Source organism: Sphingobium nicotianae (assembly GCF_018603885.1).
Lineage (GTDB): Bacteria > Pseudomonadota > Alphaproteobacteria > Sphingomonadales > Sphingomonadaceae > Sphingobium > Sphingobium nicotianae.
This window is the reverse complement of record NZ_JAHGAW010000001.1, coordinates 536,708-558,388: the sequence shown is the minus strand read 5'-3', so window position 1 is coordinate 558,388 and position 21,681 is coordinate 536,708. Positions and strand designations below refer to the sequence as shown.

Genomic DNA, 21,681 nt, shown 5'->3' with positions numbered 1-21,681 from the left:
TATGCGTGGTCTTGTCGCTAACATCCAATCCTGCATAGATCGACATCGGTCACCCTCCTGCATTGAAGCGTTCACACGACTTCGTACCATCCAGGAGGGTGGCTAGATCAATTACGCGGTGTCCGACGAAGCGGACGTTTGCGATGCGCCCATAAGTCACGCGGGTTTCGACCAATGACACTTCAAAGTTTTGCGATTGTCAGTGTCAGATTGTGACAGGGAGTTTACGAAACTGGTGCCGGCTAGAGGGCTCGAACCCCTGGCCCCCTGATTACAAATCAGGTGCTCTACCAACTGAGCTAAGCCGGCCCGACGCCGCCCATAGCGGCCAAAGGAGCAATCGCCAAGTTTGGAAATGTGCCCGAATTGTGCCCTTGAAACGAAACGCAGAAATGGGCATGATTAGAAATCGGTAGTTTTCTGCCGATTTCGCCGCTCGAATTTCCGCTGGCCGTTTGTTTACAAAACCGCTGCACTACCACTGTGCTAATCCGGCGATCCGCGCTGCTCCCTAAGGATAGCCTGTTTCGGGGTCAACGCGAAAGAGGCGGTGCGCCGGACAGGCTGTCTCACAGTGTTCGTTATCGCTTCCGCTGGCGATCTGGCATCGTTCCCGCAATGCCCTTATGCGGGATGCGCGCAGACAGAATTTCAGAGGCTCTATGAACCGATCGATCGCCAAGCTCGGGACCACCATCTTTGAGGTCATGTCCGGCCTCGCGCGCGAGACCGGCGCGATCAATCTGGGGCAGGGCTTTCCGGATGCGCAGGGGCCGGCCGAGCTGCTCGACGCCGCGGCGCGCGCACTCCGGGACAAGTCCAACCAGTATCCGCCGATGCGCGGCCTGCCCGAGCTGCGCGCCGCAATCGCGCATTATTACGCCGCGCAGCAGGGCCTGACCCTTGCCGACGAGGAAATCGTCGTCACCTCCGGCGCGACGGAAGCGCTCGCCGCCTGTATCTTCGCTTTGCTAAATCCGGGTGACGAGATCATCTTCGTCCAGCCGCTCTACGATGCCTATGTCCCGCTGGCCGAGCTGGTGGGAGCGGTGCCGAAGCTCGTCAGTCTGGAGCCGCCGCACTGGCGCTTGCCGATGGCGGCGATCCGCGCGGCGGTGACAAGCAAGACCCGCGTCATCCTGCTCAACAGTCCGCACAACCCAACCGGCAGCATGATCAGCGCGACCGAGTTCGAGATGCTGGCGGAGATCTGCGTTGCCAACGACATCGTGCTGGTCTGTGACGAGGTGTGGGAAGCGATGGTGTTCGACGGGACGCGCCATGTGTCGCCGCTCGCGATCGCCGCGTTGCGCGATCGCGCCGTCAAGATCGGCTCGGCGGGCAAGATCTTCTCGGTGACCGGCTGGAAGGTCGGTTGGCTCTGCGCTGCGCCCCCGCTCGCGAGCATGATCGCGCGGGCGCATCAATTCCTGACCTTCACCACGCCGCCGGCGCTGCAATGGGCGGTGGCGGAAGGGCTGATGCTCCCTCCCGAATGGCACAAGGCGCATGTGCAGAGCCATGCGGATGGTAGGGCGCGGCTGGAGCAAGGGCTGAGGGCGGCCGGCTATGCCGTGCTGTCGAGCAGCGCGACCTGGTTCCTGCACGTCGATCTGCCGGGATCGGGAATTCATATTCCAGACGGGCAGTTCAGTGATCGCTCGGTCCGCGAGGCCGGCGTGGTGACGATACCCTTCTCGGCCTTCTACGCGCAGGATCCCGAGACTCGCTTCGTGCGCTTCTGCTTCACCAAGCCGGAAGCGATGCTCGACGAGGCGCTGGCGAGGCTGGCGAGATTTCGGGAGACGCTGGTCGGATAACGGGTACTTGCTCCCAAAACCGTTCGCCTGAGCTTGTCGAAGGGCAGCCCTTCGACAAGCTCAGGCGAACGGGAAGGAGTAGGACCATGTCGGGGCGGCTCACTGCAATCCGCCCAGCCACTCGCCGATCATCGCGCGTCCGGCTGCGACCGCAGCCGGGCCGTGCGCTTCATGCGCGGCGCGGAGCCGGTCGGCATCGCCGCAGGTCTCGCAGACCGCCTCGGGCCATTCGTCGACCCATTGGTGGAAGCGCGCATCCTCGCCCATCTCGGCATGAAACTGGAGCGCGAGCAGATTTGGTCCCCGCCGGAAGGCTTGATGCTCGTAAAGATGGCTCGATGCGAGCATCTCGACGCCTTCCGGCCGGGTGAAGCTGTCGCCATGCCAATGCAGGATGGGCGTGGCGACAAGATGCTTGAGGGGGCCGGCGGAGCCGTCATCGTTGACCTCGACCGGATGAAAACCGACTTCCTTGACCGGCCCGCGATAGACTTCGGCGCCCAGCGCCGCCGCGATCATCTGCGCGCCGAAACAGACGCCGAGGGTCGGGCGATCCGCCTCCAGGCGCGGCGCCAGGCGGCGGAGCTGGCAGCGGATCCACGGATGCGCCTCCTGCTCATAGACGCCCATCGGCCCGCCCATCATGATCAGCAGATCGGGCTCGCGCAGGTCGATCGCGCCGAAGGCCGGATCGCTGACGTCGACCCGGTCGATCGCATAGCCGGCCGCCTCGATCGGCTGGCGATAGCCGGCCACGCCTTCATGGGGCACGTGGCGGATGATGAGCGCGCGCTTCATGGCGTGTCTGAAGACGTCCCCGGCCGGCGCCGCTTAAATGCCGAGCCGATCCCAGAAGTCGCGAGCCTGGACAATCTGCCCCGCGCCGCCGCCGCCGGGCACCACCGCGCCGATGCGCCAGGAGGGATGCGGCAGAGGCGGAAGGTGACCCCGGCGAGGTTGCTGGGGCTGACGGCGGGGCTTGGTCTTCAAGAGAGCCATTTCGTTTCTCCATTGCGGAGCACGAATCCGGCGTTGTCGCGTAGGAGCCGTGCGCTTTAGCGGTTGGTGACGCGGAGCAAGCTGACATTCATCAAAAGCCGCGTTCCGAAAGGTTCAGCCCTTCGGACGAACTATCTCTGCTATTTCAATTGAGAATAGGCAATCAAGGGATGATTGGGCGGGCGATAAATTTTGTTTGGGGGAGCAGCGTGTCGTGCCAAACCCTCGTCATTCCCGCGAACGCGGGAATCCAGATGGATGTCGCCCTTGTCCATAATCTTGAGACTGGATTCCCGCGTTCGCGGGAACGACGAAGTGTGGGCTCAGATGACCCCGAACGTCCAGCCTTCCGTCTGCACCACATCCGGCGTCATGCCGGCCGGCGCCCACAGCTCGGCGCGCGCATGGGCGTGGCGCAGCCAGGCGGCGGTCAGCAGCGAGTCGGTGGCATGATCGCTGTAGCGCCCGGCCAACGGCACGTGCGGGGCGCTGCCCAGCGCCGAGAGCCGGTCGTCCAGCTCCCCGGCGCCGATCTTGGTCTGGCCCTTGCGCTTGCCGGCGGCCAGGGCGGCGATGCTCGTATAAATCTCGACGATCAGGCTGCCGCTGCCCGGATCGGGATCGAACGGCCAGATCGGCAGGCGATGCTGCGCACGGTGCAGCACGCGCATGCCGGTGAGGCTCGACTTGCCGACCTGCGCCGCGCCGACAAGGTTTAGATTGCTACAGGGATTGAGCCCCTGCGCCATCTGGGCCAGCTCGGTAACGCGCAGGCGGCCCCGCCCGCCGCCGAACAGATCGCCCTCCCGCCCGCCATGGCGCCGGAAGTGGCGCGCGGCCTCGGGATGATCGACGAAACTGCTGGCCGAGAGGTGTGGGTCGTCGATGCACAAGCGATCGACCAGCGCCCACAGGCTGCGCGCATCCACCGGGCTCTCCGCCCAGTGCGGGAAGAAGGCCCCGCGATCGACGAAAGGCAGCGACGGGCCGAGATCGAGCCCGACCAGCGTGTCGGCGGGCATGCCGTGCAGCATCCAGTCCAGCGCGTCCTGGCGGGACCAGATGTGGCCGGGTCGCACCAGGACGGGCGCCGCATCTCCGAGCGCGCAGAGCGCAACGGCAATGCCGCGCTGGCGCGCCCCGACCGCGCCGGACCAGTCGATCGCGGCGAAGTGCGAGAAGCGGCTCAAGCCTTCTTCTTGCGCGGTTTGACCTTGGGCTTGGCCGCCGTCCAGTCCCGCGAACGCTCGATCATCGCGCGGACCCGCTCGGGGTCTGGGCTGTCATAGCGGACGAGCACGGCTGGCCAGCCTTCGTAATGCGGCGTTTGCCAGAAGGTTTCGGGGTCGGTCTCCTTGAGTATCTCGACCGTGTCGAGATCGATCGCGATGCCGAACGAGCTCTGGTCCTCATGGCCCGTGTAGAGAAAGGCGCGGCCGTTCGAGGAGACCTTCACCGCCGGCTTGCCATAGCTGGTGCCCATCTCGGTATCGGGCAGCGACAGCGCATAGGCCACGGCCTTTTCCCAGCTCGTCGTCATGCCTTCAGCTCCCGCCGCCGCTCGTCCCACCAGGCCATGCGCTCGGCGATGCGCTTCTCCATGCCGCGCTCGGTCGGCGTGTAGAAGGCCTGCGGCTGCATCTCCTCGGGCCAGTAATTGTCGCCGGAGAAGCCATCCTCCGTGTCATGATCATAGGTATAGCCCTTGCCGTAGCCGATCTCCTTCATGAGCTTGGTCGGCGCATTCAGGATATTGGCGGGCGGCATCAGCGATCCAGTCTCCTTCGCGGAGCGCCAGGCGGCGCCCTGTGCCTTGTAGGCGGCATTGGATTTGGGCGCGGTCGCCAGATAGAGGCAGGCCTGCACGATCGCGAGCTCCCCTTCGGGCGAGCCGAGAAATTCATAGGCGTCCTTGGCGGCGAGGCATTGCACCAGCGCCTGCGGATCGGCGAGGCCGACATCCTCGCTGGCGAAGCGGACGAGCCGGCGCAGCACATAAAGCGGCGTCTCGCCCGCGACCAGCATGCGCGCCATATAATAGAGCGCGGCCTGCGGGTCCGATCCGCGCAGCGCCTTGTGGAGCGCGGAAATCAGATTGTAGTGGCCTTCGCGGTCCTTGTCGTAGACCGGCATGCGCCGGTGCAGCAGCTCGGCCAGCGCGGCGGGGTCGAGCGGGGCGTCGATGGCGATGCTCTGCAGCGTCTCGACCTGGTTGAGCAGGAAGCGTCCGTCGCCATCGGCCGAGGCGATGAGCGCTTCGCGCGCAGCCGGAGTAAGGGGCAGGGGCTTGCCGGCCAGCGTCTCGGCACGAGTGAGGAGCTCGGCCAGCGCGGCCTCGTCGAGCCGGCGCAGGATGAGCACCTGCGCGCGGGAGAGCAAAGCCGCGTTGAGCGCGAAGCTGGGATTCTCGGTGGTGGCGCCGATCAGGGTCACGGTCCCGTCCTCGACATAGGGCAGGAAGCCATCCTGCTGGGCGCGATTGAAGCGGTGGATCTCGTCCACGAACAGCAAGGTGCGTTGGCCGGCACGGGCGGCATCACGCGCCGCGGCGAAGGCGGCCTTGAGATCGGCGACACCGGAAAAGACCGCCGAGATCGGAGCGAAGCGCATGCCGACCGCATCGGCAAGCAGGCGGGCGAGGGTGGTCTTGCCGGTGCCGGGCGGTCCCCAGAGGATCATCGAGGAGAGGCGGCCCGCCGCGACCATCCGGCCGATCGCGCCGTCCGGCCCGGTCAGATGATCCTGCCCGACTACCTCGCCGAGCGTCCGCGGGCGCAGCTTGTCGGCCAGCGGCGCGTCGGCGCGCGGTTCCTCGGGGCGGGGCGCGGCCTGCAGGCCGCCAAACAGATCGGACATGGCCCCAATATAGTCGTTCGGGATTTTATTGCATGGGGCTTGCCAAGAAACGATTAAGATATATCTTAGACACATCATAACGAATCACAAGAGTATCGTGATATGCATGGACATAAACATGGTTGGGGCGGCTGGCATGGTGCCGGGCGTGGTCGGGGACGCGGCAACTGGAACCCGTTCGATCCCGGCTTCAACGAGACCATCAACAATTTCGTCAATGAGACGATCCAGGGCGCGATGCGCGGCGGTCGCCGCATGTTCGACGGCGGCGAGCTTCGCCTCGTCCTGCTCAAGCTGATCGAGGGCGGGCCCCGTCATGGTTACGACCTGATCCGCGCGATCGAGGAGATGACCGGCGGTGCCTATGCGCCGAGCCCGGGTGTCGTCTATCCCACGCTGACCCTGCTTGCCGACATGGAGCTGATCGCCGAGCAGCAGAGTGAAGGTGCGCGCAAGCTCTACGCGATTACGCCGGCGGGCGAAGCCCATCTGGCGGAGCGGGCGGAGGAAGTCGCGGCGCTGATGGCCCGGCTCGAAGGGGTCGGGGAGATGCGCGAACGCTCGGATCGCGGACCGGTGCGCCGCGCGATGGGCAATCTCAAGTCGGCGCTGCAGAGCAAGCTGCGCGGCGAGGACGGCAATACCGAGCTGCCGCACCAGATCGCCGAGATCATCGACGAGGCGGTGCGCAAGATCGAGCGGCTGTAGGGCGTGCCTCGACTGGAGATGTTGCGGCGGCGGCTGGGGCTTGACGCCAGCGCCGCCGCGCTGTCAGCCTCGACGGCGGACATTGAAGAGGATCGCAGGATGAGCAAGTCGACCGCGCATGTGCCGACCAGGAGCGGCAGCCGCTATCTCCAGCAGCTGTCCAAGCACTGGAGCCACAATCTCGACGTGGAGTTCACGCCCGAGCAGAGCCGCATCGTCTTCCCGAAGGATTCGCGCGGTGCGACCTGGTCGGCCGATGCGCTCGTCCTCATGGAAGCCAGGCCGGAGACGCTGGACGTGACCATCGAGGCGAGCAGCCCCGAGCATCTCGAGGCGCTGAAGGGCACGGTCGCCCGTCATCTCGACCGGTTTGCGTTCCGCGAGGCGCCGCTCACCTTCGTCTGGGGCTGATCTCGCCTTCGCGCGGCTTTTGCGCTATGCTCCTCCCCATAAGCGATGGGAGGGGTGTGATGGAACAAGCACAACCACGTGCAGGCATGATCTACTGGATCATCACGGTCGTCGGGCTGCTGTGGAACGCGTTCGGCTGCGTCGACTATGTGATGACCGAGACGCATAACGCGGCCTATCTGGCCCAGCTCCCCGCCGATCAGCTCGCCTACGTCTATGGCTTGCCCGCCTGGGTGCATGGCGCCTGGGCGATCGGCGTCTGGTTCTCGCTGCTGGGCTCGATCCTGATGCTCGTCCGCTCGCGCTGGGCCGTGCCGGCCTTCGGCCTGTCCCTCCTCGGCCTTGCGGCCAGCATGGTCTATCAGGTCTCGACAGGCATGCCGGCAAGCATGACGATGCCGGCGATGATCGGCATCCAGGTGGCCATCTGGGTCGTCCTGATCTTCCTCATCTGGTACACGCGCCGCTGCCGGGAGCAAGGCATCCTGCGTTAGGCCTTGCGCGCCACCAGATCGAGATAGGCCGCGATCATCGCGGCATTGACCTCATCCCATTCATAGCCCTGCACGCGCGCATGGCCGGCGCGGCCGGCGGATGCGCGCAGGGCCGGATCCTCGATCAGGCGCTGGATTGCATTCGCATAAGCCCGCACGTCCTGCGGCGGCACGAGGAAGCCGGTGACGCCATCCTCGACGAGGTCGATCGTGCCGGTGGCGCTCGCGGCGACGACCGGCACGCTGGCCGCCATCGCCTCGGTCGTCACATTGCCGAACGTCTCGGTGACCGAGGGCATGAAGAAGATGTCCATGCCGGCCACGGCGCGGGCGAGATCGTCGCCGGCCTGGAAGCCGGTGAACACGGCCTCAGGAACGCGCTGCGCGAACCAGTCGCGCGCCGGGCCTTCGCCGATGACCAGCACGCGATGTGGGACGCCGCGCCGCTTGAGCTCGCCGATGACCTCGGCGAAGACGCCCAGCCCCTTCTCCAGTACCAGCCGGCCGAGAAAGCCGACGGCCACGTCGTCGTCGGCGATGCCGAGGCTGCGCCGCCAGGCTTCGTCGCGCCGGCCAGGATGGAAGCGCTCATGATTGATGCCGCGCGACCAGATGCCGATCGGCGTGGTGACACCCCATTGTTCCAGCAAGATCTTCATGCTGGGGCTTGGTACCATCACCTGGTCGACACGATTGTAGAAGCGCTTCTGCAGGCCGACCAGCAATGGCTCGAGAAAGCCCAGGCCATAATAGCGCGGATAGGTCTCGAACCGGGTGTGGAGCGAGGCGATGCAGGGGATGCCCTGCGCGCGCGCCCAGTTCGCCGCGCGATGGCCGAGAATGTCGGGCGCGGAGACGTGGACGATATTGGGCCGGAAGGTCGCGAGGTCGCGCTTGACGGCGTCCGAGAGCCCGCGGGCGAGGCGATATTCGCCGCGCCCGCCGGGCAGGCGCCAGCTCGGCACCGAGACGAGATCGCCGGTCGGCGCGAAGGCGGGCGTTTCGGTCGTGGGCGAATAGACCCGCACGGCCGCGCCGGCATTCAGGGCCGATCCCATGACGCGATTGAGCGCCTGATTGGCGCCGTCCCGGACGTAGTTATAGTTGCCGCTGAACAGGGCTATGCGAAGATCGCTGGGAAGCATCCGCGACCCTATAGCGATCGTGCGCGCGGGGGCAAAGGGAACTCGCTTGGCGGCTCGCGCGCTTTTCCCGGCATAAGCAAAGGATTTTACGCGGGCGCTGCGGCGAGCTGGGCGTGGGAGCGGGGCGAAGGTCATGGCCGGGTGGTCGAACGGTTCGAGCGGCGCGTCCAGCGCACGATCGGGGGCAAGCGCATCGTGCGGAAGGGCTCGCCCGACAATCCGGCCTATCTGATCGATACGGGGGACGCGCATGTGCTGAAACTCGGTTCCGAACTTCATCGAGACTGATCGCCTCACTCGATCACAGACGGCGGAGCGGGTCCGAAGGTCACGAAGGTCACAGGGAAAATAAATAAGTCCTTCCCCTGAAACCGCCATTTCCAACATTTCCGCAGTTCGCCTGATCGATAAAATCGATCGGGACTGGACAGGCATGGCATGATGCGTGGCGCGTAGGACAGCGATTTCCGCGCGCCACTGGTCTGGTCAAGATCGGCCGGCCATGGCATTGCGCCGCGATGACGTCCACCCTTGCCCTGTCGCTCGACGCGCTGCTGACCGGAACGCCTGCGCTGCTGGCGCCTGACGTGCTGAGCGCGATGGGCAAGACGCCCCGGACGGGGCCGGTGCGGATCGGCTGGCTGGGCCTGGAAGGCGACATGGTCGCCGATCCCATCAATCATGGCGGCCATGACAAGGCCGTGCATCTCGTGCCGCAGGACCATTATCCCTGGTGGCGAGAGGCGATCGGTGATCATCCGCTGCTGCACGATCCTGGTGCGTTCGGGGAGAATCTGGCGACCCGCGGCGCCACGGAGCGCGAGCTGTGCCTGGGCGACAGGTTCGTGCTCGGCTCCTCCTTGCTGGAGATCAGCCATGGCCGCCAGCCCTGCTCGAAGCTCAATGCGCGCTTCGGCCGCCCGAATGTGCTCGCCAAGGCTGTCGAGAGCGGGCGCTGCGGGCTTTATCTGCGCGTGATCCGCGAGGGCGAGGCGCGGGCGGGCGATGTGCTGACGCTGACCGAGCGGCCGCACCCGGACTGGCCCATTCATCGCGTGTTCGAACTGCTGGTCGGCGGCCGATACAAGAGTGACCCGGCGGGCGTCGCGGCGCTGGCGCGGATGAGTGTGCTGGCTGGGGCGTGGCGGAGCCGGGCGGAGAAGCTCGCACGGTGAGCTGCGTGGCGGCGAGCACGCGGTGCTGGCTCTGCGAACGACCGCTCGGCCGGAGGATTGAGTGGCATCACCCGGTTCCCAAGGCGAAGGGCGGGCGCGAGACGATGGCCGTTCACCCCATCTGCCATCGCGCCATCCATGCCAATTTCAGCAACGGTCAATTGCAGCGCTTGGGCGCTGATCTGGCCGCGCTGCGGGCCGATCCGGCGCTCGCGAACTTTCTACGCTGGGTGGCGGGAAAGGCGCCGGACTTTCATGCGCCCACGCACGGGAGACGCCGATGATCCCCACGTGCCGATCCTGACCGACAGCACTTTGGGAACAGGCTCCGCCATGACATAGGCTTTGGCCATGGACCTCACCGATTTCGACTCCGCGCGTTTCCTGCGTGACTATTGGCAGAAGAAGCCCCTGCTGATCCGCAATCCCTGGGCGGAATGGCGCAATCCGCTCGAGCCCGACGAACTGGCCGGGCTCGCTTGCGAAGCCGATGTCGAGGCGCGGCTGATCCTGCGACGCCGCGACGGCTGGATGCTCGAGCGCGGGCCATTGGAGGAGAGCCGCTTCGCCAAGCTCGGCAAGGCGCCGTGGACCCTGCTCGTCCAGGCCGTCGATCATCATGTTCCCGATGTCGCCGCGCTGATCGATCCGTTCCGCTTCGTGCCCAACTGGCGCATCGACGATGTGATGGTGAGCTATGCCGTCGATGGCGGCGGGGTGGGACCGCATTTCGACCAATATGACGTGTTTCTGGTACAGGGCCTCGGCAAGCGCCGCTGGCGGATCGGCGGGCCGTGCGACGCCGATACGCCACTGCTGCCGCATGACGATTTGCGCCTGCTCGCCGATTTCGAGGCGGTCGAGGAGTGGGTGCTGGAGCCGGGCGACATTCTCTACGTGCCGCCGGGCGTGGCGCATGACGGCATTGCGGTCGGCGACGACTGCATGACCTATTCGATCGGCTTTCGCGCGCCGTCGCGGAGCGAACTGATCGCGCATTTCTGCGATGACGTGCTCGCGCGGCTGGCCGAGGATGACCGCTATGGCGATCCCGATCTGGCCCCGCAGGACAATCCGGGCGAAATCAGCAGCGCTGCGCTGGCGCGGCTGCAGGGGATGATCAGTGACGCGCTGCTCGACCGCGACGCCTTCGCGCGCTGGTTCGGCGGCTACACGACCACGCGCAAATATCCCGATGTCGACTGGGCGCCGGACGAGCCGGTTGAGGGGGAGGAGATGCGCCGGGAGTTGGCGAAGGGTGAGGGGCTGGTGCGTAATCCGGCGAGCCGATTCTCGTTCGTAAGGCAGGGGGATGGGACGACTTTGCTGTTCGTCGATGGGGAGAGTTTCCCGTGCGCGGGCGCAATGGCTGCGCTGGCCGAGCAGTTGTGCGGCAGCGGCCGGATCGTAATCGATCAGGACTTGCTTGGCTCCGACGAGGCGATGGCCTTGCTTGTGACGCTGTTCAATGAGGGAAGTCTGGCGTTCGATCCGGACGACTAGACTCGCCTCCGTCGTCATTCCCGCGAACGCGGGACTCCACTCCCAGCGGAGTGTCCATGCGTCCTGGATTGCCTTCGGCGAACTGGCGTTTCCCGCGTTCGCGGGAATGACGAGGAGTGTGATCGCGTCCTGAGCAGCTTCAAGCCGCTCGCCATTCTCCCGGCGCGATGCCTTCGATCGTCCAGTCGCCGATCGACCAGCGCACCAGCCGGAGGGTGGGGAGGCCGACAGCGGCCGTCATCCGCCGTACCTGCCGGTTGCGGCCTTCGCGGATCGTCAGCCTGAGCCAACAGTCGGGCACTGTCTTGCGGAAGCGGACCGGCGGGTCGCGCGGCCAGAGGTCGGGAGCGGCGATGCGCTCGACCTCGGCGGGGAGAGTCGGTCCGTCCTTCAGCCGGACGCCTTTGCGCAGCGCATCGAGGCTGGCGTCCGTCGGCTCGCCCTCGACCTGGACGAGATAGGTTTTCGGCATCTTGTATCTGGGATCGGCAATCCGCGCCTGCAGCCGGCCGTCATCGGTCAGCAGCAAAAGGCCCTCGCTGTCGAGATCCAGCCGCCCGGCGGGATAGACGCCGGGCAGGTCGATATAATCGGCGAGCGTGGGTCGCGGCGCGCCCGTGCTCTCATTAGTGAACTGGCAGAGCACCCCGTAGGGCTTGTTGAACAGGATCAGGCGGCTCACTCAGCCGCCTGCGCCAACGCTCCAATGCTCTTTGGCCGCAGCACGATATGGCCAACCGCTGTGTTCGAGGCCGGGACATGATAGAAGCGGTGCAGTTCCTCGACATCCGGCCCGAGCGCCGCGCGCATGATCAGCCACATGATGAGCTCGATGCCCTCGGTGCCGGATTCGCGCAGATAATCGAGGCGGGTGATGGCGCGCAGCCGGTCGGTGTCATCGATGAGGCCGTCGAGGAAGCTGTTGTCGAACTCGGGATTGATGAGGCCGGCGCGGGGACCCTGGAGCTGGTGGCTCATGCCGCCCGTGCCCCAGATCTGCACGTTGAGATCCTCCGGAAAGCTCTCCACGGCATGGGCGATCGCCTCGCCCAGCATCCAGCAGCGATTGCCGGAAGGGGTCGGGAATTGCGTCACGTTGACGGCGAGCGGGATGACCTTGACCGGCCATTCCGCGACCTTGCCGAACATCAGGCTGAGCGGGACGGTGCAGCCATGATCGACGTCGAGGCTGTTCATCAGCGTCAGGTCGAAATCGTCGAGCACGAGTTGCTCGGCGAGATGGGCGGCCAGCTCGATATGGCCCTGCACCACCGGCACCTCGCGCGCGCCCCAGCCTTCATCGGCGGGGGTGAACTCTTCCGCCATGCCGAGCGCGAAGGTCGGCACCACGTCCAGCATCATTGCGGAGGCATGGTCGTTGTAGCAGAGGATGACGACGTCGGGCTTCTCGCTCTTCTCCCATTCCTTCACCCAGTCATAGCCGGCGAAGACGGGCGCCCAATAATCGTCGCCCGAGCGGCCCTGATCGAAGGCCGCGCCGATCGCGGGAACGTGGCTGGTGGCGATGCCGGCAGTGATGCGTGCCATCGTCAGTTGCCCTCGCGGATGGAGCGCTGGCCCTCGGGCGAGCGGCCGCCGGCGCGCATCATCGCGGCATATTCGTCGGCGGTCATGCCGGTCATCGATCCGACCGCGCGCTGGGTGCTCCAGCCATCCGTGTTGGAGAGTTTGACGAGGAAATAGATGTTGCCGCCCAGGTCGATCAACTTGCTGAAATCGCGGTCCTGCACGGCGCGTTTCTGCTCCTCGCTCATCCGGAACTTGTCGAGATAGGCGCGCTCGTGATCCTTGAAGGCAGCGCGATTGCCCGCGTCCATCAGCGACATGCAGAATTTGTGGAGATGATAAGCCTCGCGCGAGCGCCTGGCGGTGAACACCGTGGTGCCGGGGATATCGTCCAGCTCGGAGAGCGGATAGGGGCGAGTACGCATTGGGCAGACCTTTCGATCGCGCGGGCTGGATATATAGTCGTCGCACGCGGGCGTGACCAGTGGGCGCCTGCCCATAGTCATTGTGCAGATGCGGAATCAATCGGAATTTTGCTGCAAGTGCGAAGGATTGGATGGGTTGCCACTGTCGGAGGCGCGCTGTCCCATCAACGGAGTTGAATTTATCGGTCAGTGGGCACCGTCTTGTACGAATAACGTCTCATTGACGACGGGGCGACCCAATGCGCTGATAGGCCGTTCAAATATGGGGGCCAGAATGAAGCGTCGCGATTTCCTGTTATCGTCCGTCGTCGGTACGGCCGCGCTCGCCACCACGGGCGAAGCCGCTAAGAAGATCGCCGCAGCGGCGCAGCCCGCCGCGCCCATGGCGCCGCCCAACGGCAAAATCCTGATCGCGGGCGGGCGCTACGACACGAAATGGATCGGCCATATGGCCAGGCTGACCGGCAAGGCGCGGCCCAGGATCCTGTATCTCTCCACCGCGACCGGCGACCAGCCCAACGACATCATCCGCTGGTTCAGGATGGCGGCGCCGCTGGAGGTGGAAGCGATCTACCAGCCGAGCTTCATCAACTCGCGCGACCAGCAGCAGAGCTGGGAGGAGGCGCTGCTCAGCGTCGACGGCATCGTCTGCTCGGGCGGCAACACGCTGAACCAGCAGGCGATCTGGAAGGCGCAGGGCATCGACCTGATCATGCGCCAGGCGTGGGAGAAGGGCATCGTGCTCGGCGGGGCCAGCGCCGGATCGCTGCCCTGGTTCGAGGAAGGCAGCACGGATTCGCGGCCAAAGGAACTGACGATCGTCAAATGCCTCGGCTTCATCAAGGGCAGCCACTCGCCGCACTATGACGGCGAGCCGCTGCGCCGGCCGCTCTATCACAAGCTGATCGGATCGGGCGAGATGAAGCCGGGTTTCGCCTGCGACAATGACGCGGGCATCTATTTCGAGGGCGACAAGCCCAAGCAGTTCCTGACCGCGCGGACGGGCGCGAAGGTCTATTATGTCTCGGCCAAGGATGGCGTGGTGACCGAGCAGGAGATGCCGGTCGAGCCGCTGGTCTAGCGAGGTGGCGTGAGGGGATTGTAGCCGAGCCCTCTCACTCCGTCATTCCCGCGAACGCGGGAATCCAGTCGACACAGCCTCGAAGGTATCCGCCTGCTGGATTCCCGCGTTCGCGGGAATGACGGGAGGGATTTCAGGCCACAGCCAGCCTGCGTGTCCGGTTCGGCGTGATCAGGAAGGCCAGCGAGGCCAGCACGCCGAAGCATCCCGCCAGCACGAAGGCGGGCAGGTAGCTGCCATAGTCCTGGCGGATCAGGCCCGCGCCATAGGCGGCGACGGCGGCGCCGATCTGGTGGCCGACGAGGATCCAGCCGAACAGGATCGGCGCGTCCCGCTCGCCGAAATGGACGTTGGCGAGGCGCACGGTCGGCGGCACGGTGGCGATCCAGTCGAGCCCGTAGAAGATGGCGAAGACCGCCAGCGTGGTGCCGTTCCAGGTCTGGAAGGGCAGGACCATCAGGGATAGCCCGCGCAGGCCATAATAGATGCAGAGCAGTTTCTTGGGATCGTAGCGATCGGTCAGCCAGCCCGAGGCGGTCGTGCCGAACAGGTCGAAGAAGCCCATCAGCGAGAGCAGGCCTGCCGCCGCGACCGGCGCGATGCCCATGTCGCCACAATAAGCGATGAGGTGCGTGCCGACGAGGCCGTTGGTGGTGAGGCCGCAGACGAAGAAGGTGCCGAACAGCAGCCAGAAGATCGGGGCGCGGACGCCGCGCGCGAGAACCGTGAAGGGCAGGGCCATGGCGCCTGCGACGCTGGGGCGGGGCTCCGGTTCGGGCAGCGGGGCGTCGGGCGCTTCGCCGTAGCGGCGCATGCCGGCATCGCGCGGATGCTCGGGGACAAGCAGAGCGACCAAAGGCACAAGCAATGCGCTCGCCGCGCAGACGGCGATGACAGTCGGCTTCCAGGCGCCATAGCGCGAGAGCCAGGCCAGGAAGGGCAGGAAGATGAGCGCGCCCGTTGCCGTGCTGGCGCTCATCAGGCCCATCATCAGGCCCTGCCGCGTCGCGAACCAGCGATTGACGATCGCCGAGCCGAGTACCATCGCGACCGAGCCGCTGCCGACGCCGGCGAGCAGGCCCCAGGTCAGCACATAATGCCAGGGCTGGCTCATCCACAGGCTGGCGAAGGTGGAGGCGGACATGAGCACGAGCCCGCCGATCATCGTGCGGCGGATGCCGTAGCTGCGCATGAAGGCGGCGGCGAAGGGGCCGACGAGGCCATAGAGCAGGATGCCGATCGCGGCGGCGGCGGAGATGCTGGCGCGGCTCCAGCCGAAATTGAGCGTCAGCGGCACCATCAGCACGCCCGGCGTGGCGCGAAGGCCCGCCGAGATGAGCAGCGAGAAGAAGGTGACGGCGACCACGCCAATGGTGATACCGCGCGGCGGCAGGAGGCGGGCGAGCGGGGCCATCAAGCGGCCTTTCCCGTGGTTGCTCTGACGAGCGCCGCGAGCTGACTCTCCAGCGCGGTCCACTGATCCGGGCCTATCGCGCCGATGATCTCGCTCTGGCAGGTGTTCCAGGCGGCAGTAGCCTCCTCCATCCTGGCGCGGCCGGCGGGGGTGAGCGCGGCCTGCTTGGCGCGCCCCTGATCCTCCGCCGTGATCGCCACCCAACCGTGCCGCTCGATCGGCGCGAGGGTCCGGTAGAGCGATGTGCGATCCATCACGAGCAACTCGGCGAGGCGGCTCAGCGACAGATCGCCATGGCGCAAGTTGCGCAGCACCGCGAATTGCGTGGTGGTGAGACCGCTGGCGGCGAGACGCTCGTCATAGAGCCGCGTGACCGCGCGCGAGGCCTTGCGCAGGGACGTGCAGACGCAGGGGAGGGAAACGGTTGGCATGGGAATGATGTATATACATCACGACAATCCGAGGCAAGCTCGAAGCTGACATCAGTCGAGGACCGGCTCCATACCAAGGTGTCGATAGAGGCGTTCGGCGCCGGAAGGATTATGGATCTCAACCTTGAGGTCCACTGCTTCAAAGCCACGCCGCTGGAAATGATCGAACACATGACGCATCAAGGCCGTCCCAATCCCTTGTCGACGATGGCTGAGCGAGACGGCGAGATCCTTGACGAAGCTGCTCGTCCAACAGTGCGCTACCCCGATAATTTCGCCGTTGCTATCGCGCGCGAGAAAGATGAGCGCAGGATCAAATTCAGCATCCTCGCTAATACTGGACCACCATTCCTCCAAGCCGCCAATCCTGCCTCCGCCTTGCTGATAGCAAGCGGCGAACAGGGCGTGCACTTCCATTCGATCCCGCCGGGTCTTGAGAGCGTCGACATATATCCCCTCGGGAAAGGCAACCGTGGCCAGACTTTCAGTGAGCTGCTTTCGAAGATGAATGAATGGCGCGCCGGACAATGAAGCGCCCTAAAGCGTCGCTTCGATCTCGCGCGCGGCGACGTCTGGCTCGGCAGCCTGGGTGATCGGGCGGCCGATGACGAGGATGGAGGCGCCCGCGTCGAGCGCCTGGCGCGGGGTGACGGCGCGCTTCTGGTCACCCTTGCTGGCGCCGGTGGGGCGCACGCCGGGGACGACGAAGAAGCCGCTCGGCCAGATCTTGCGCGCATGAGCGACTTCCGCGCCCGAGCAGACGATGCCGTCCAGCCCGGCGTCGCGAGCGAGCTTCGCCAGCCGCTCGACCTGCGTGTGCGGATCGCCGGTCATGCCGATGTCGTCGAGGTCGTTCTGGTCGAGGCTGGTGAGCATGGTCACGGCGACGACCTTGGTGTGCATGCCTGCGGCTGCCTTGGCGTCTTCCATCATCGCCCGGCCGCCGGCGGCGTGGACGGTGAGGATCGCCGGCTCCAGCGTATGCAGGGCCTGCACGGCGCTGGCGACGGTGTTGGGAATGTCGTGGAGCTTGAGGTCGAGGAAGATCGGCAGGCCGAACTTGCGCATCTCCAGCACACCGTGATGGCCGTTGGCGCAGAAGAATTCGAGGCCGAGCTTGATGCCGCCGACATGATTGCGGACCTGCTGGACGATCTGCTGGGCGCGGGTCAGCAGCGGGGTATCGATGGCGACATAGATGATGCTGGTCATAGGCGGGTCGGATCGGTTCCTGCGATGGGTGGATCGGGCGTCAGCGTCGTCGCCGGGCCAGGTGAGGGGACGGTGGTCGTGGTCGCTACCGGCGTATAGGCGGTGGGTGTGACGGCCGCGAGCGCGCGCTCGGCATTGTCGAGCTTGCGGCGCATGCGCCACCGCGTCGCCTTGTGGAGCGCCCAGAAGGGCAGCGATCCGGCGAGGAACGCGACGATGACGACGAGCGGCAACTTGGTGGCGAGCTGGAGGCCGCCCCACAGGTTGATCGTCACGGGCGTCCAGTTGGCGAAGCTGAAGATCATGATGATGATCGCCAGCACCACCCAGAAAGCGGTTCTGAGGAACTGCATTGGCTTGTCTTCCCCTGCTTCGTCCTGAGCGCGGACCGTAGCGGGGGAATGGGCGATTGCCTAGGGGGTGTGGGGTTTGCTCGGTATTGCGCGCCCGGGCTTGCCTGTGCGCGGCGCTTCGGGCAGTCCCAGGCCATGCGAGACGAGCGGCAATATGTGATCGTGATGATCACCGCGTTCCTGAACGGCTTTGGCAGCCGGACGGACTGGGACGATTTTACCTCCGGCCCGCTGCGTGATGCGGAGCTCAATCGCATCCGGCAATGCGCGCTCGCCATCGAACTGCCGCTCGACGCCGACGGCAGGGCCGTTCTCAAGGAATTGCTCGCGCAGGCGGAGCTGGTGCCGCATGCGGAACCAGAAGGGCCGAAGCCCTGGCGGCTGGAGATCGGCCTGCTCGCGGGACTGCTGGTGGGAGCCGCGCTCTGGTGGGCCAATTATCTCCCGGGCGCGGGGCTGTTCGACAATCTTCCCCTGCTGGTGGTGCCGCCGGCACTCGGCGCGCTCGTCGTGGTCCTGCGCAACAGCCGCAAGAAGGTCGGCGTCCATGATCCGAGGATCATCGCGCAGAACGAGCAGGGCCGGGTCTAGCCGCCCTGCTTCCCGGGCTTCGGCTCAGGCCGTCGCGATGCCGAACACCCGCGCGAACACCGTGTCGACATGCTTGAGATGATAGTCGAGGTCGAACAAGGCCTCGAGCTCGGCATTGCCCAGCCTGGCCGAGACGCCGGGATCGGCCTTGAGCAGATCGAGCAGCGACAGCGCGCCGTCGCTTTCCCATACCTTCATCGCGTTGCGCTGGACCATCGCATAGCTGTCCTCACGGCTGACGCCCGCCTGGGTGAGGGCCAGCAGGACGCGCTGTGAATGGATCAGGCCGCCCATGCGGTTCATGTTCTTCATCATTCGCTCGGGATAGACGAGCAGCTTGTCGATGACGCCGGTGAGGCGGGCGAGGGCGAAGTCGAGCGTGATCGTCGCGTCCGGCCCGATGAAGCGCTCGACCGACGAGTGCGAGATGTCGCGCTCATGCCAGAGGGCGACATTCTCCAGCGCCGGCACCACTGCCGAGCGGACAACGCGGGCAAGGCCGGTCAGGTTCTCGGTCAGCACCGGGTTGCGCTTGTGCGGCATGGCCGATGAGCCCTTCTGGCCCGGCGAGAAATATTCCTCGGCCTCCAGTACCTCGGTGCGCTGGAGATGGCGCACCTCGACCGCGAGCCGCTCGATCGAGCTGGCGATGACGCCGAGCGTCGCGAAAAACATCGCATGGCGGTCGCGCGGGATCACCTGCGTCGAGACGGGCTCCACCGAGAGGCCGAGCTTGGCCGCAACATGCTCCTCGACGCGCGGATCGATATTGGCGAAGGTGCCCACCGCGCCGGAGATGGCGCAGGTCGCGACATCGGCGCGCGCGGCGATCAGGCGCGCCTTGCAGCGGCTGAACTCGGCATAGGCCTCGGCCATCTTGAGGCCGAATGTCACCGGCTCGGCATGAATGCCGTGGCTGCGGCCGATCGTCGGGGTCAGCTTGTGCTCGAAGGCGCGGCGCCTGATCGCGGCCAGCAGCGCGTCGAGATCGGCCAGCAGAATATCCGCCGCTTTGGTCAGCTGGACGTTGAGACAGGTGTCGAGCACGTCCGAGCTGGTCATGCCCTGATGCATGAAGCGCGCTTCCTCGCCGACATGCTCAGCCACCCAGGTGAGAAAGGCGATCACGTCATGCTTGGTGACGGCCTCGATCGCGTCGATCGCGGGGACGTCGATGGCGGGCTGCGTCTTCCACCAGTCCCACAGCGCCTTGGCCGCGCTCTGCGGCACCACGCCCAGATCGGCGAGCGCGTCGGTCGCGTGCGCCTCGATCTCGAACCAGATCCGAAAGCGCGCCTCCGGCTCCCAGATCGCGGTCATCTGCGGACGGGAATAACGCGGCACCATATCGGGCATCCTGAATTGTGGGCGGGAGTCGCGCAGCCCCTAAAGCTTTGGGCGGGCAGGGGCAACGGTGAGCTCATCGCCTCAACTTAACGTGCGCGTCAAGTCGGTTCGTCTCATGGCCCCGAGTCGCGGCGAAACCCTTGTCCGGGAATAGGGGTTGGTCAAGCAAGAGATGGAAAGGAAGAGCCATGTTTATCAAGACATTCGGTACATCCAGTTTCGTGATCGCGGCCGCTCTGGCGGGTTCTGCGGCCTTTGCGCAGCAGACCGCCGCGCCCGCCGATCCTGCCCCCGCCGCTCCGTCGACGAACCGGCCCGCTCCGGCCGCCCCGGTCCCCGCCCAGCCCAATACGACGGCGATTCCGGGCAGCACGGCCGCCGCGCCGGCGCCCACCACGCCCGCGCCGACCGATACCGCTCAGGCGCCTGCTCCCGCCCCGGCATCGGGCGCTCCTGCGCCCGCCCAGAGCGCGCAGGCCACGCCCGCTCCGGCGACGAACACACAGGTCGTGGCGTTCGTCGACCAGCAGTTCCCGATCGCCGATGCCGACAAGGATGGCATGCTGACGCAGGTCGAGTTTGAAGGCTGGATCGGCAAGCTCAAGACCGCCGAGCTTCAGTCGGCCGGGAAGCCGGTCAACACCGCCGAGGTCAATACCTACGCCAAGAATGCCTTTCTTTCGGCCGACAAGGACGCGGACAAGAAGGTCACCAAAGTGGAGGTCGAACAGTTCCTCAGTCAGGCCTGACCCCTTGGCCTGATCGACGACAAACTGCCCGGAATGCTGAAGGCGTTCCGGGCATTTTTCTATGGCGAGGCCGAGGCCTGCCGCATCGAAGGCACGGAAGCGGGACGGGGCGAGCCGATGCCGGGGGCAGGCCGAATCCCGTGCTTTCCGGTGTGTTGCGCTTCTTTCCCAGGTGGCCCATTTCTCCTCCTGCAGGGGTGAAACAACCCGGACTGGAGTAGGAAGCATGGTACGGATTTTAATCGCCGGCAGTGTCCTCGCCCTGGCGGCGCCCCTCGCAGCACAGCAGACCACGGGCACGGCCCCGGCCGATCCGGCCGCCGCCCCGTCCACGCCCGCACAAGCGGCGCCAGCACCGGCCGCAGGGTCGGGTGCGGTCGCGGACGCCGCGGCCGGCGCGGCCAACAACGATTTCGCGTCCTATGATGCGGACAAATCGGGGCAGCTCGACAGGAGCGAGTTCGCAGCCTGGTACGCAGCCAAGCATCAAAGCGCCGCGGACGGCAAGTCCAGCACGAAGGATGTCGCGGTCGCTTTCAGAAAGGCCGATGCGGACAAGAGCAAGACCATCTCCGAGCAGGAGCTTGGCCACTTCCTCGCCGGATAGGCGAGGCCCGGTTGCCGGACGGCGTTGGAAGGGGTCAGAGCGATCTGACCCCTTTCTTCATCCGGACCACGGAGTCCTGAGACGGGTCAAAGCAGTCCCATCGCCCGCATCGAATGGTGACCGTCCGTCCCCATGATCAGATGATCGTGCACGGTGACGCCGAGCGGCTTCAGCGCGTCCATGATCTGGCGGGTGATGGCGACGTCCTGCCGGCTTGGCTCGGGCGAGCCGCTCGGGTGATTATGTACGAGGATCAGGCTGGCGGAGCCCAGTTCCACGGCCCGCTTGGCGACCTCGCGCACATAGATGGCGGTCTCGTCGATCGAGCCGTCACCCATATGATCGTCACGGATCAGGATGTTGCGGGCATTGAGATGCAGCACGCGGACGCGCTCGACCGGCAGGAAGGCCATGTCGGCGCGCAGATAATCGAGCAACGCCTGCCAGCTCGAGAGCACCGGCCGCTGCGCTACTTCCCCCTTGAGCAGGCGGAGCGACGCGGCCTGGACGATCTTGAGCGCGGCGATGCTCGTGTCGCTGAGGCCCGGCGTCTGGGCGAGGGTCGACCAGTCGGCGCTGAGCACGGCGCCCAGGCTGCCGAAACGGGCGATCAGCGCCTTGGCGAGCGGCTTGGTGTCGCGGCGGGGGATGGCGAGGGCGAGCAGATATTCGATCAGTTCATGATCGAGCAACGCGTCCGGTCCGCCGTCGGCGAGACGCTGCCGCAGGCGGGCGCGATGGCCGGTGCCGTCATGCCTGACTTCGCGGGAGACGCTCTTGCTCTGGGATCGGCCTTCGCTCATGAGAGTTAGAGCTAAGGGCCGACCGAAAGA

At 65.9% G+C, this 21,681-nt stretch carries 28 protein-coding genes and 1 tRNA gene; 12 read left to right on the top strand and 17 right to left on the bottom strand.

Annotated elements, in window-relative coordinates:
- Positions 1-233: 233 nt before the first annotated feature.
- A tRNA-Thr gene (locus KK488_RS02830) sits at positions 234-309 on the bottom strand.
- Positions 310-662: 353 nt separating this feature from the next.
- Here KK488_RS02830 and KK488_RS02825 point away from each other — a divergent pair.
- Positions 663-1,820: an aminotransferase gene (locus tag KK488_RS02825; protein ID WP_214621587.1), complete on the top strand. Its 1,158-nt coding sequence runs from the start codon at positions 663-665 to the stop codon at positions 1,818-1,820.
- A gap of 99 nt (positions 1,821-1,919) precedes the next feature.
- Here KK488_RS02825 and KK488_RS02820 read toward each other — a convergent pair whose 3' ends face one another.
- The 5 genes from KK488_RS02820 to KK488_RS02800 all read right to left on the bottom strand — a co-directional run bounded on the left by KK488_RS02820 (position 1,920) and on the right by KK488_RS02800 (position 5,675).
- Entirely contained in the window at positions 1,920-2,618 is a 699-nt protein-coding gene (locus tag KK488_RS02820) for a glutamine amidotransferase (protein WP_214621586.1), read from the bottom strand.
- Positions 2,619-2,651: 33 nt separating this feature from the next.
- Positions 2,652-2,819 carry a hypothetical protein gene (locus KK488_RS02815; protein WP_214621585.1) on the bottom strand — a complete coding sequence of 56 codons (168 nt, stop codon included), beginning with the start codon at positions 2,817-2,819 and terminating at the stop codon, positions 2,652-2,654.
- A gap of 323 nt (positions 2,820-3,142) precedes the next feature.
- The gene (locus KK488_RS02810; RefSeq protein WP_214621584.1) at positions 3,143-4,009 is read right to left on the bottom strand and encodes a hypothetical protein; all 867 of its coding nucleotides are present in this window, start codon (positions 4,007-4,009) and stop codon (positions 3,143-3,145) included.
- Positions 4,006-4,359 (bottom strand): MmcQ/YjbR family DNA-binding protein, encoded by a 354-nt coding sequence (locus tag KK488_RS02805; RefSeq protein ID WP_214621583.1) that lies wholly within the window; start codon positions 4,357-4,359, stop codon positions 4,006-4,008. Before KK488_RS02805 ends, KK488_RS02810 begins: the two co-directional genes overlap by 4 nt.
- Positions 4,356-5,675 carry a replication-associated recombination protein A gene (locus tag KK488_RS02800; protein ID WP_214621582.1) on the bottom strand — a complete coding sequence of 440 codons (1,320 nt, stop codon included), beginning with the start codon at positions 5,673-5,675 and terminating at the stop codon, positions 4,356-4,358. The genes KK488_RS02805 and KK488_RS02800 overlap by 4 nt, the downstream gene beginning before the upstream one ends.
- A 102-nt stretch (positions 5,676-5,777) precedes the next feature.
- Between KK488_RS02800 and KK488_RS02795 the strand changes: the two genes are divergently transcribed.
- The 3 genes from KK488_RS02795 (at position 5,778) to KK488_RS02785 (ending at position 7,288) form a co-directional block, all read left to right on the top strand.
- Positions 5,778-6,383, top strand: a complete 606-nt coding sequence (locus KK488_RS02795) for a PadR family transcriptional regulator (RefSeq protein ID WP_214621581.1) — start codon at positions 5,778-5,780, stop codon at positions 6,381-6,383.
- Positions 6,384-6,482: 99 nt separating this feature from the next.
- Positions 6,483-6,794, top strand: a complete 312-nt coding sequence (locus tag KK488_RS02790; RefSeq protein WP_214621580.1) for a DUF2218 domain-containing protein — start codon at positions 6,483-6,485, stop codon at positions 6,792-6,794.
- Positions 6,795-6,853: 59 nt separating this feature from the next.
- Complete coding sequence (locus tag KK488_RS02785; RefSeq protein ID WP_214621579.1) at positions 6,854-7,288, top strand: hypothetical protein; 435 nt, start codon at positions 6,854-6,856, stop codon at positions 7,286-7,288.
- Here KK488_RS02785 and KK488_RS02780 read toward each other — a convergent pair.
- Positions 7,285-8,433, bottom strand: coding sequence for a glycosyltransferase family 4 protein (locus KK488_RS02780; RefSeq protein ID WP_214621578.1), 1,149 nt, complete (start codon positions 8,431-8,433; stop codon positions 7,285-7,287). The genes KK488_RS02785 and KK488_RS02780 overlap by 4 nt on opposite strands.
- Between KK488_RS02780 and KK488_RS21645 the strand changes: the two genes are divergently transcribed.
- From KK488_RS21645 to KK488_RS02760, 4 genes are all read left to right on the top strand, one after another.
- Positions 8,329-8,721, top strand: a complete 393-nt coding sequence (locus KK488_RS21645) for a hypervirulence associated TUDOR domain-containing protein (protein WP_349356838.1) — start codon at positions 8,329-8,331, stop codon at positions 8,719-8,721. The genes KK488_RS02780 and KK488_RS21645 overlap by 105 nt on opposite strands.
- Positions 8,722-8,951: 230 nt before the next feature.
- A complete protein-coding gene (locus KK488_RS02770) occupies positions 8,952-9,608 on the top strand; it encodes an MOSC domain-containing protein (protein ID WP_214621577.1) in 657 nt (218 codons plus the stop codon).
- Positions 9,609-9,613: 5 nt separating this feature from the next.
- The gene (locus KK488_RS02765; RefSeq protein WP_432653828.1) at positions 9,614-9,892 is read left to right on the top strand and encodes an HNH endonuclease; all 279 of its coding nucleotides are present in this window, start codon (positions 9,614-9,616) and stop codon (positions 9,890-9,892) included.
- A gap of 67 nt (positions 9,893-9,959) precedes the next feature.
- Complete coding sequence (locus KK488_RS02760) at positions 9,960-11,111, top strand: cupin domain-containing protein (protein WP_214621575.1); 1,152 nt, start codon at positions 9,960-9,962, stop codon at positions 11,109-11,111.
- Between the two features lie 139 nt (positions 11,112-11,250).
- Here KK488_RS02760 and KK488_RS02755 read toward each other — a convergent pair whose 3' ends face one another.
- Genes KK488_RS02755 through ligA form a run of 3 tightly spaced genes read right to left on the bottom strand, consistent with a single transcriptional unit; the run spans position 11,251 to position 13,063 of the window.
- Complete coding sequence (locus KK488_RS02755) at positions 11,251-11,793, bottom strand: pseudouridine synthase (RefSeq protein WP_214621574.1); 543 nt, start codon at positions 11,791-11,793, stop codon at positions 11,251-11,253.
- On the bottom strand, positions 11,790-12,659 hold the full coding sequence (locus tag KK488_RS02750; protein WP_214621573.1) for a class III extradiol dioxygenase subunit beta: 870 nt from the start codon (positions 12,657-12,659) through the stop codon (positions 11,790-11,792). Before KK488_RS02750 ends, KK488_RS02755 begins: the two co-directional genes overlap by 4 nt.
- A gap of 2 nt (positions 12,660-12,661) precedes the next feature.
- Complete coding sequence (gene ligA / locus KK488_RS02745; RefSeq protein WP_214621572.1) at positions 12,662-13,063, bottom strand: protocatechuate 4,5-dioxygenase subunit alpha; 402 nt, start codon at positions 13,061-13,063, stop codon at positions 12,662-12,664.
- Between the two features lie 274 nt (positions 13,064-13,337).
- Between ligA and KK488_RS02740 the strand changes: the two genes are divergently transcribed.
- Positions 13,338-14,144: a Type 1 glutamine amidotransferase-like domain-containing protein gene (locus KK488_RS02740; protein ID WP_214621571.1), complete on the top strand. Its 807-nt coding sequence runs from the start codon at positions 13,338-13,340 to the stop codon at positions 14,142-14,144.
- Positions 14,145-14,277: 133 nt separating this feature from the next.
- Here the strand turns inward: KK488_RS02740 and KK488_RS02735 are convergent, their stop codons facing one another.
- The 5 genes from KK488_RS02735 to KK488_RS02715 all read right to left on the bottom strand — a co-directional run bounded on the left by KK488_RS02735 (position 14,278) and on the right by KK488_RS02715 (position 17,554).
- Positions 14,278-15,558 carry an MFS transporter gene (locus KK488_RS02735; protein ID WP_214621570.1) on the bottom strand — a complete coding sequence of 427 codons (1,281 nt, stop codon included), beginning with the start codon at positions 15,556-15,558 and terminating at the stop codon, positions 14,278-14,280.
- The gene (locus KK488_RS02730) at positions 15,558-15,989 is read right to left on the bottom strand and encodes a MarR family winged helix-turn-helix transcriptional regulator (RefSeq protein WP_214621569.1); all 432 of its coding nucleotides are present in this window, start codon (positions 15,987-15,989) and stop codon (positions 15,558-15,560) included. The genes KK488_RS02735 and KK488_RS02730 overlap by 1 nt, the downstream gene beginning before the upstream one ends.
- 51 nt (positions 15,990-16,040) lie before the next feature.
- Positions 16,041-16,406, bottom strand: coding sequence for a GNAT family N-acetyltransferase (locus KK488_RS21770; protein WP_432653830.1), 366 nt, complete (start codon positions 16,404-16,406; stop codon positions 16,041-16,043).
- 120 nt (positions 16,407-16,526) lie between these two features.
- The gene (gene pyrF, locus KK488_RS02720; RefSeq protein WP_214621567.1) at positions 16,527-17,201 is read right to left on the bottom strand and encodes an orotidine-5'-phosphate decarboxylase; all 675 of its coding nucleotides are present in this window, start codon (positions 17,199-17,201) and stop codon (positions 16,527-16,529) included.
- Positions 17,198-17,554 (bottom strand): LapA family protein, encoded by a 357-nt coding sequence (locus KK488_RS02715; protein ID WP_214621566.1) that lies wholly within the window; start codon positions 17,552-17,554, stop codon positions 17,198-17,200. Before KK488_RS02715 ends, pyrF begins: the two co-directional genes overlap by 4 nt.
- A gap of 135 nt (positions 17,555-17,689) precedes the next feature.
- Here KK488_RS02715 and KK488_RS02710 point away from each other — a divergent pair, with 135 nt between their 5' ends.
- Positions 17,690-18,145 (top strand): hypothetical protein, encoded by a 456-nt coding sequence (locus KK488_RS02710; RefSeq protein ID WP_214621565.1) that lies wholly within the window; start codon positions 17,690-17,692, stop codon positions 18,143-18,145.
- A 24-nt stretch (positions 18,146-18,169) separates the two neighbouring features.
- On the opposite strand, the gene purB is transcribed toward KK488_RS02710, so the two are convergent.
- Positions 18,170-19,492, bottom strand: a complete 1,323-nt coding sequence (purB, locus tag KK488_RS02705; RefSeq protein ID WP_214621632.1) for an adenylosuccinate lyase — start codon at positions 19,490-19,492, stop codon at positions 18,170-18,172.
- Between the two features lie 188 nt (positions 19,493-19,680).
- Between purB and KK488_RS02700 the strand changes: the two genes are divergently transcribed.
- Positions 19,681-20,241, top strand: coding sequence for an EF-hand domain-containing protein (locus KK488_RS02700; protein WP_214621564.1), 561 nt, complete (start codon positions 19,681-19,683; stop codon positions 20,239-20,241).
- Positions 20,242-20,467: 226 nt separating this feature from the next.
- Positions 20,468-20,848, top strand: a complete 381-nt coding sequence (locus KK488_RS02695) for an EF-hand domain-containing protein (protein ID WP_214621563.1) — start codon at positions 20,468-20,470, stop codon at positions 20,846-20,848.
- Between the two features lie 86 nt (positions 20,849-20,934).
- Here the strand turns inward: KK488_RS02695 and radC are convergent, their stop codons facing one another.
- The gene (radC, locus tag KK488_RS02690; RefSeq protein ID WP_214621562.1) at positions 20,935-21,651 is read right to left on the bottom strand and encodes a RadC family protein; all 717 of its coding nucleotides are present in this window, start codon (positions 21,649-21,651) and stop codon (positions 20,935-20,937) included.
- Positions 21,652-21,681 lie beyond the last annotated feature (30 nt).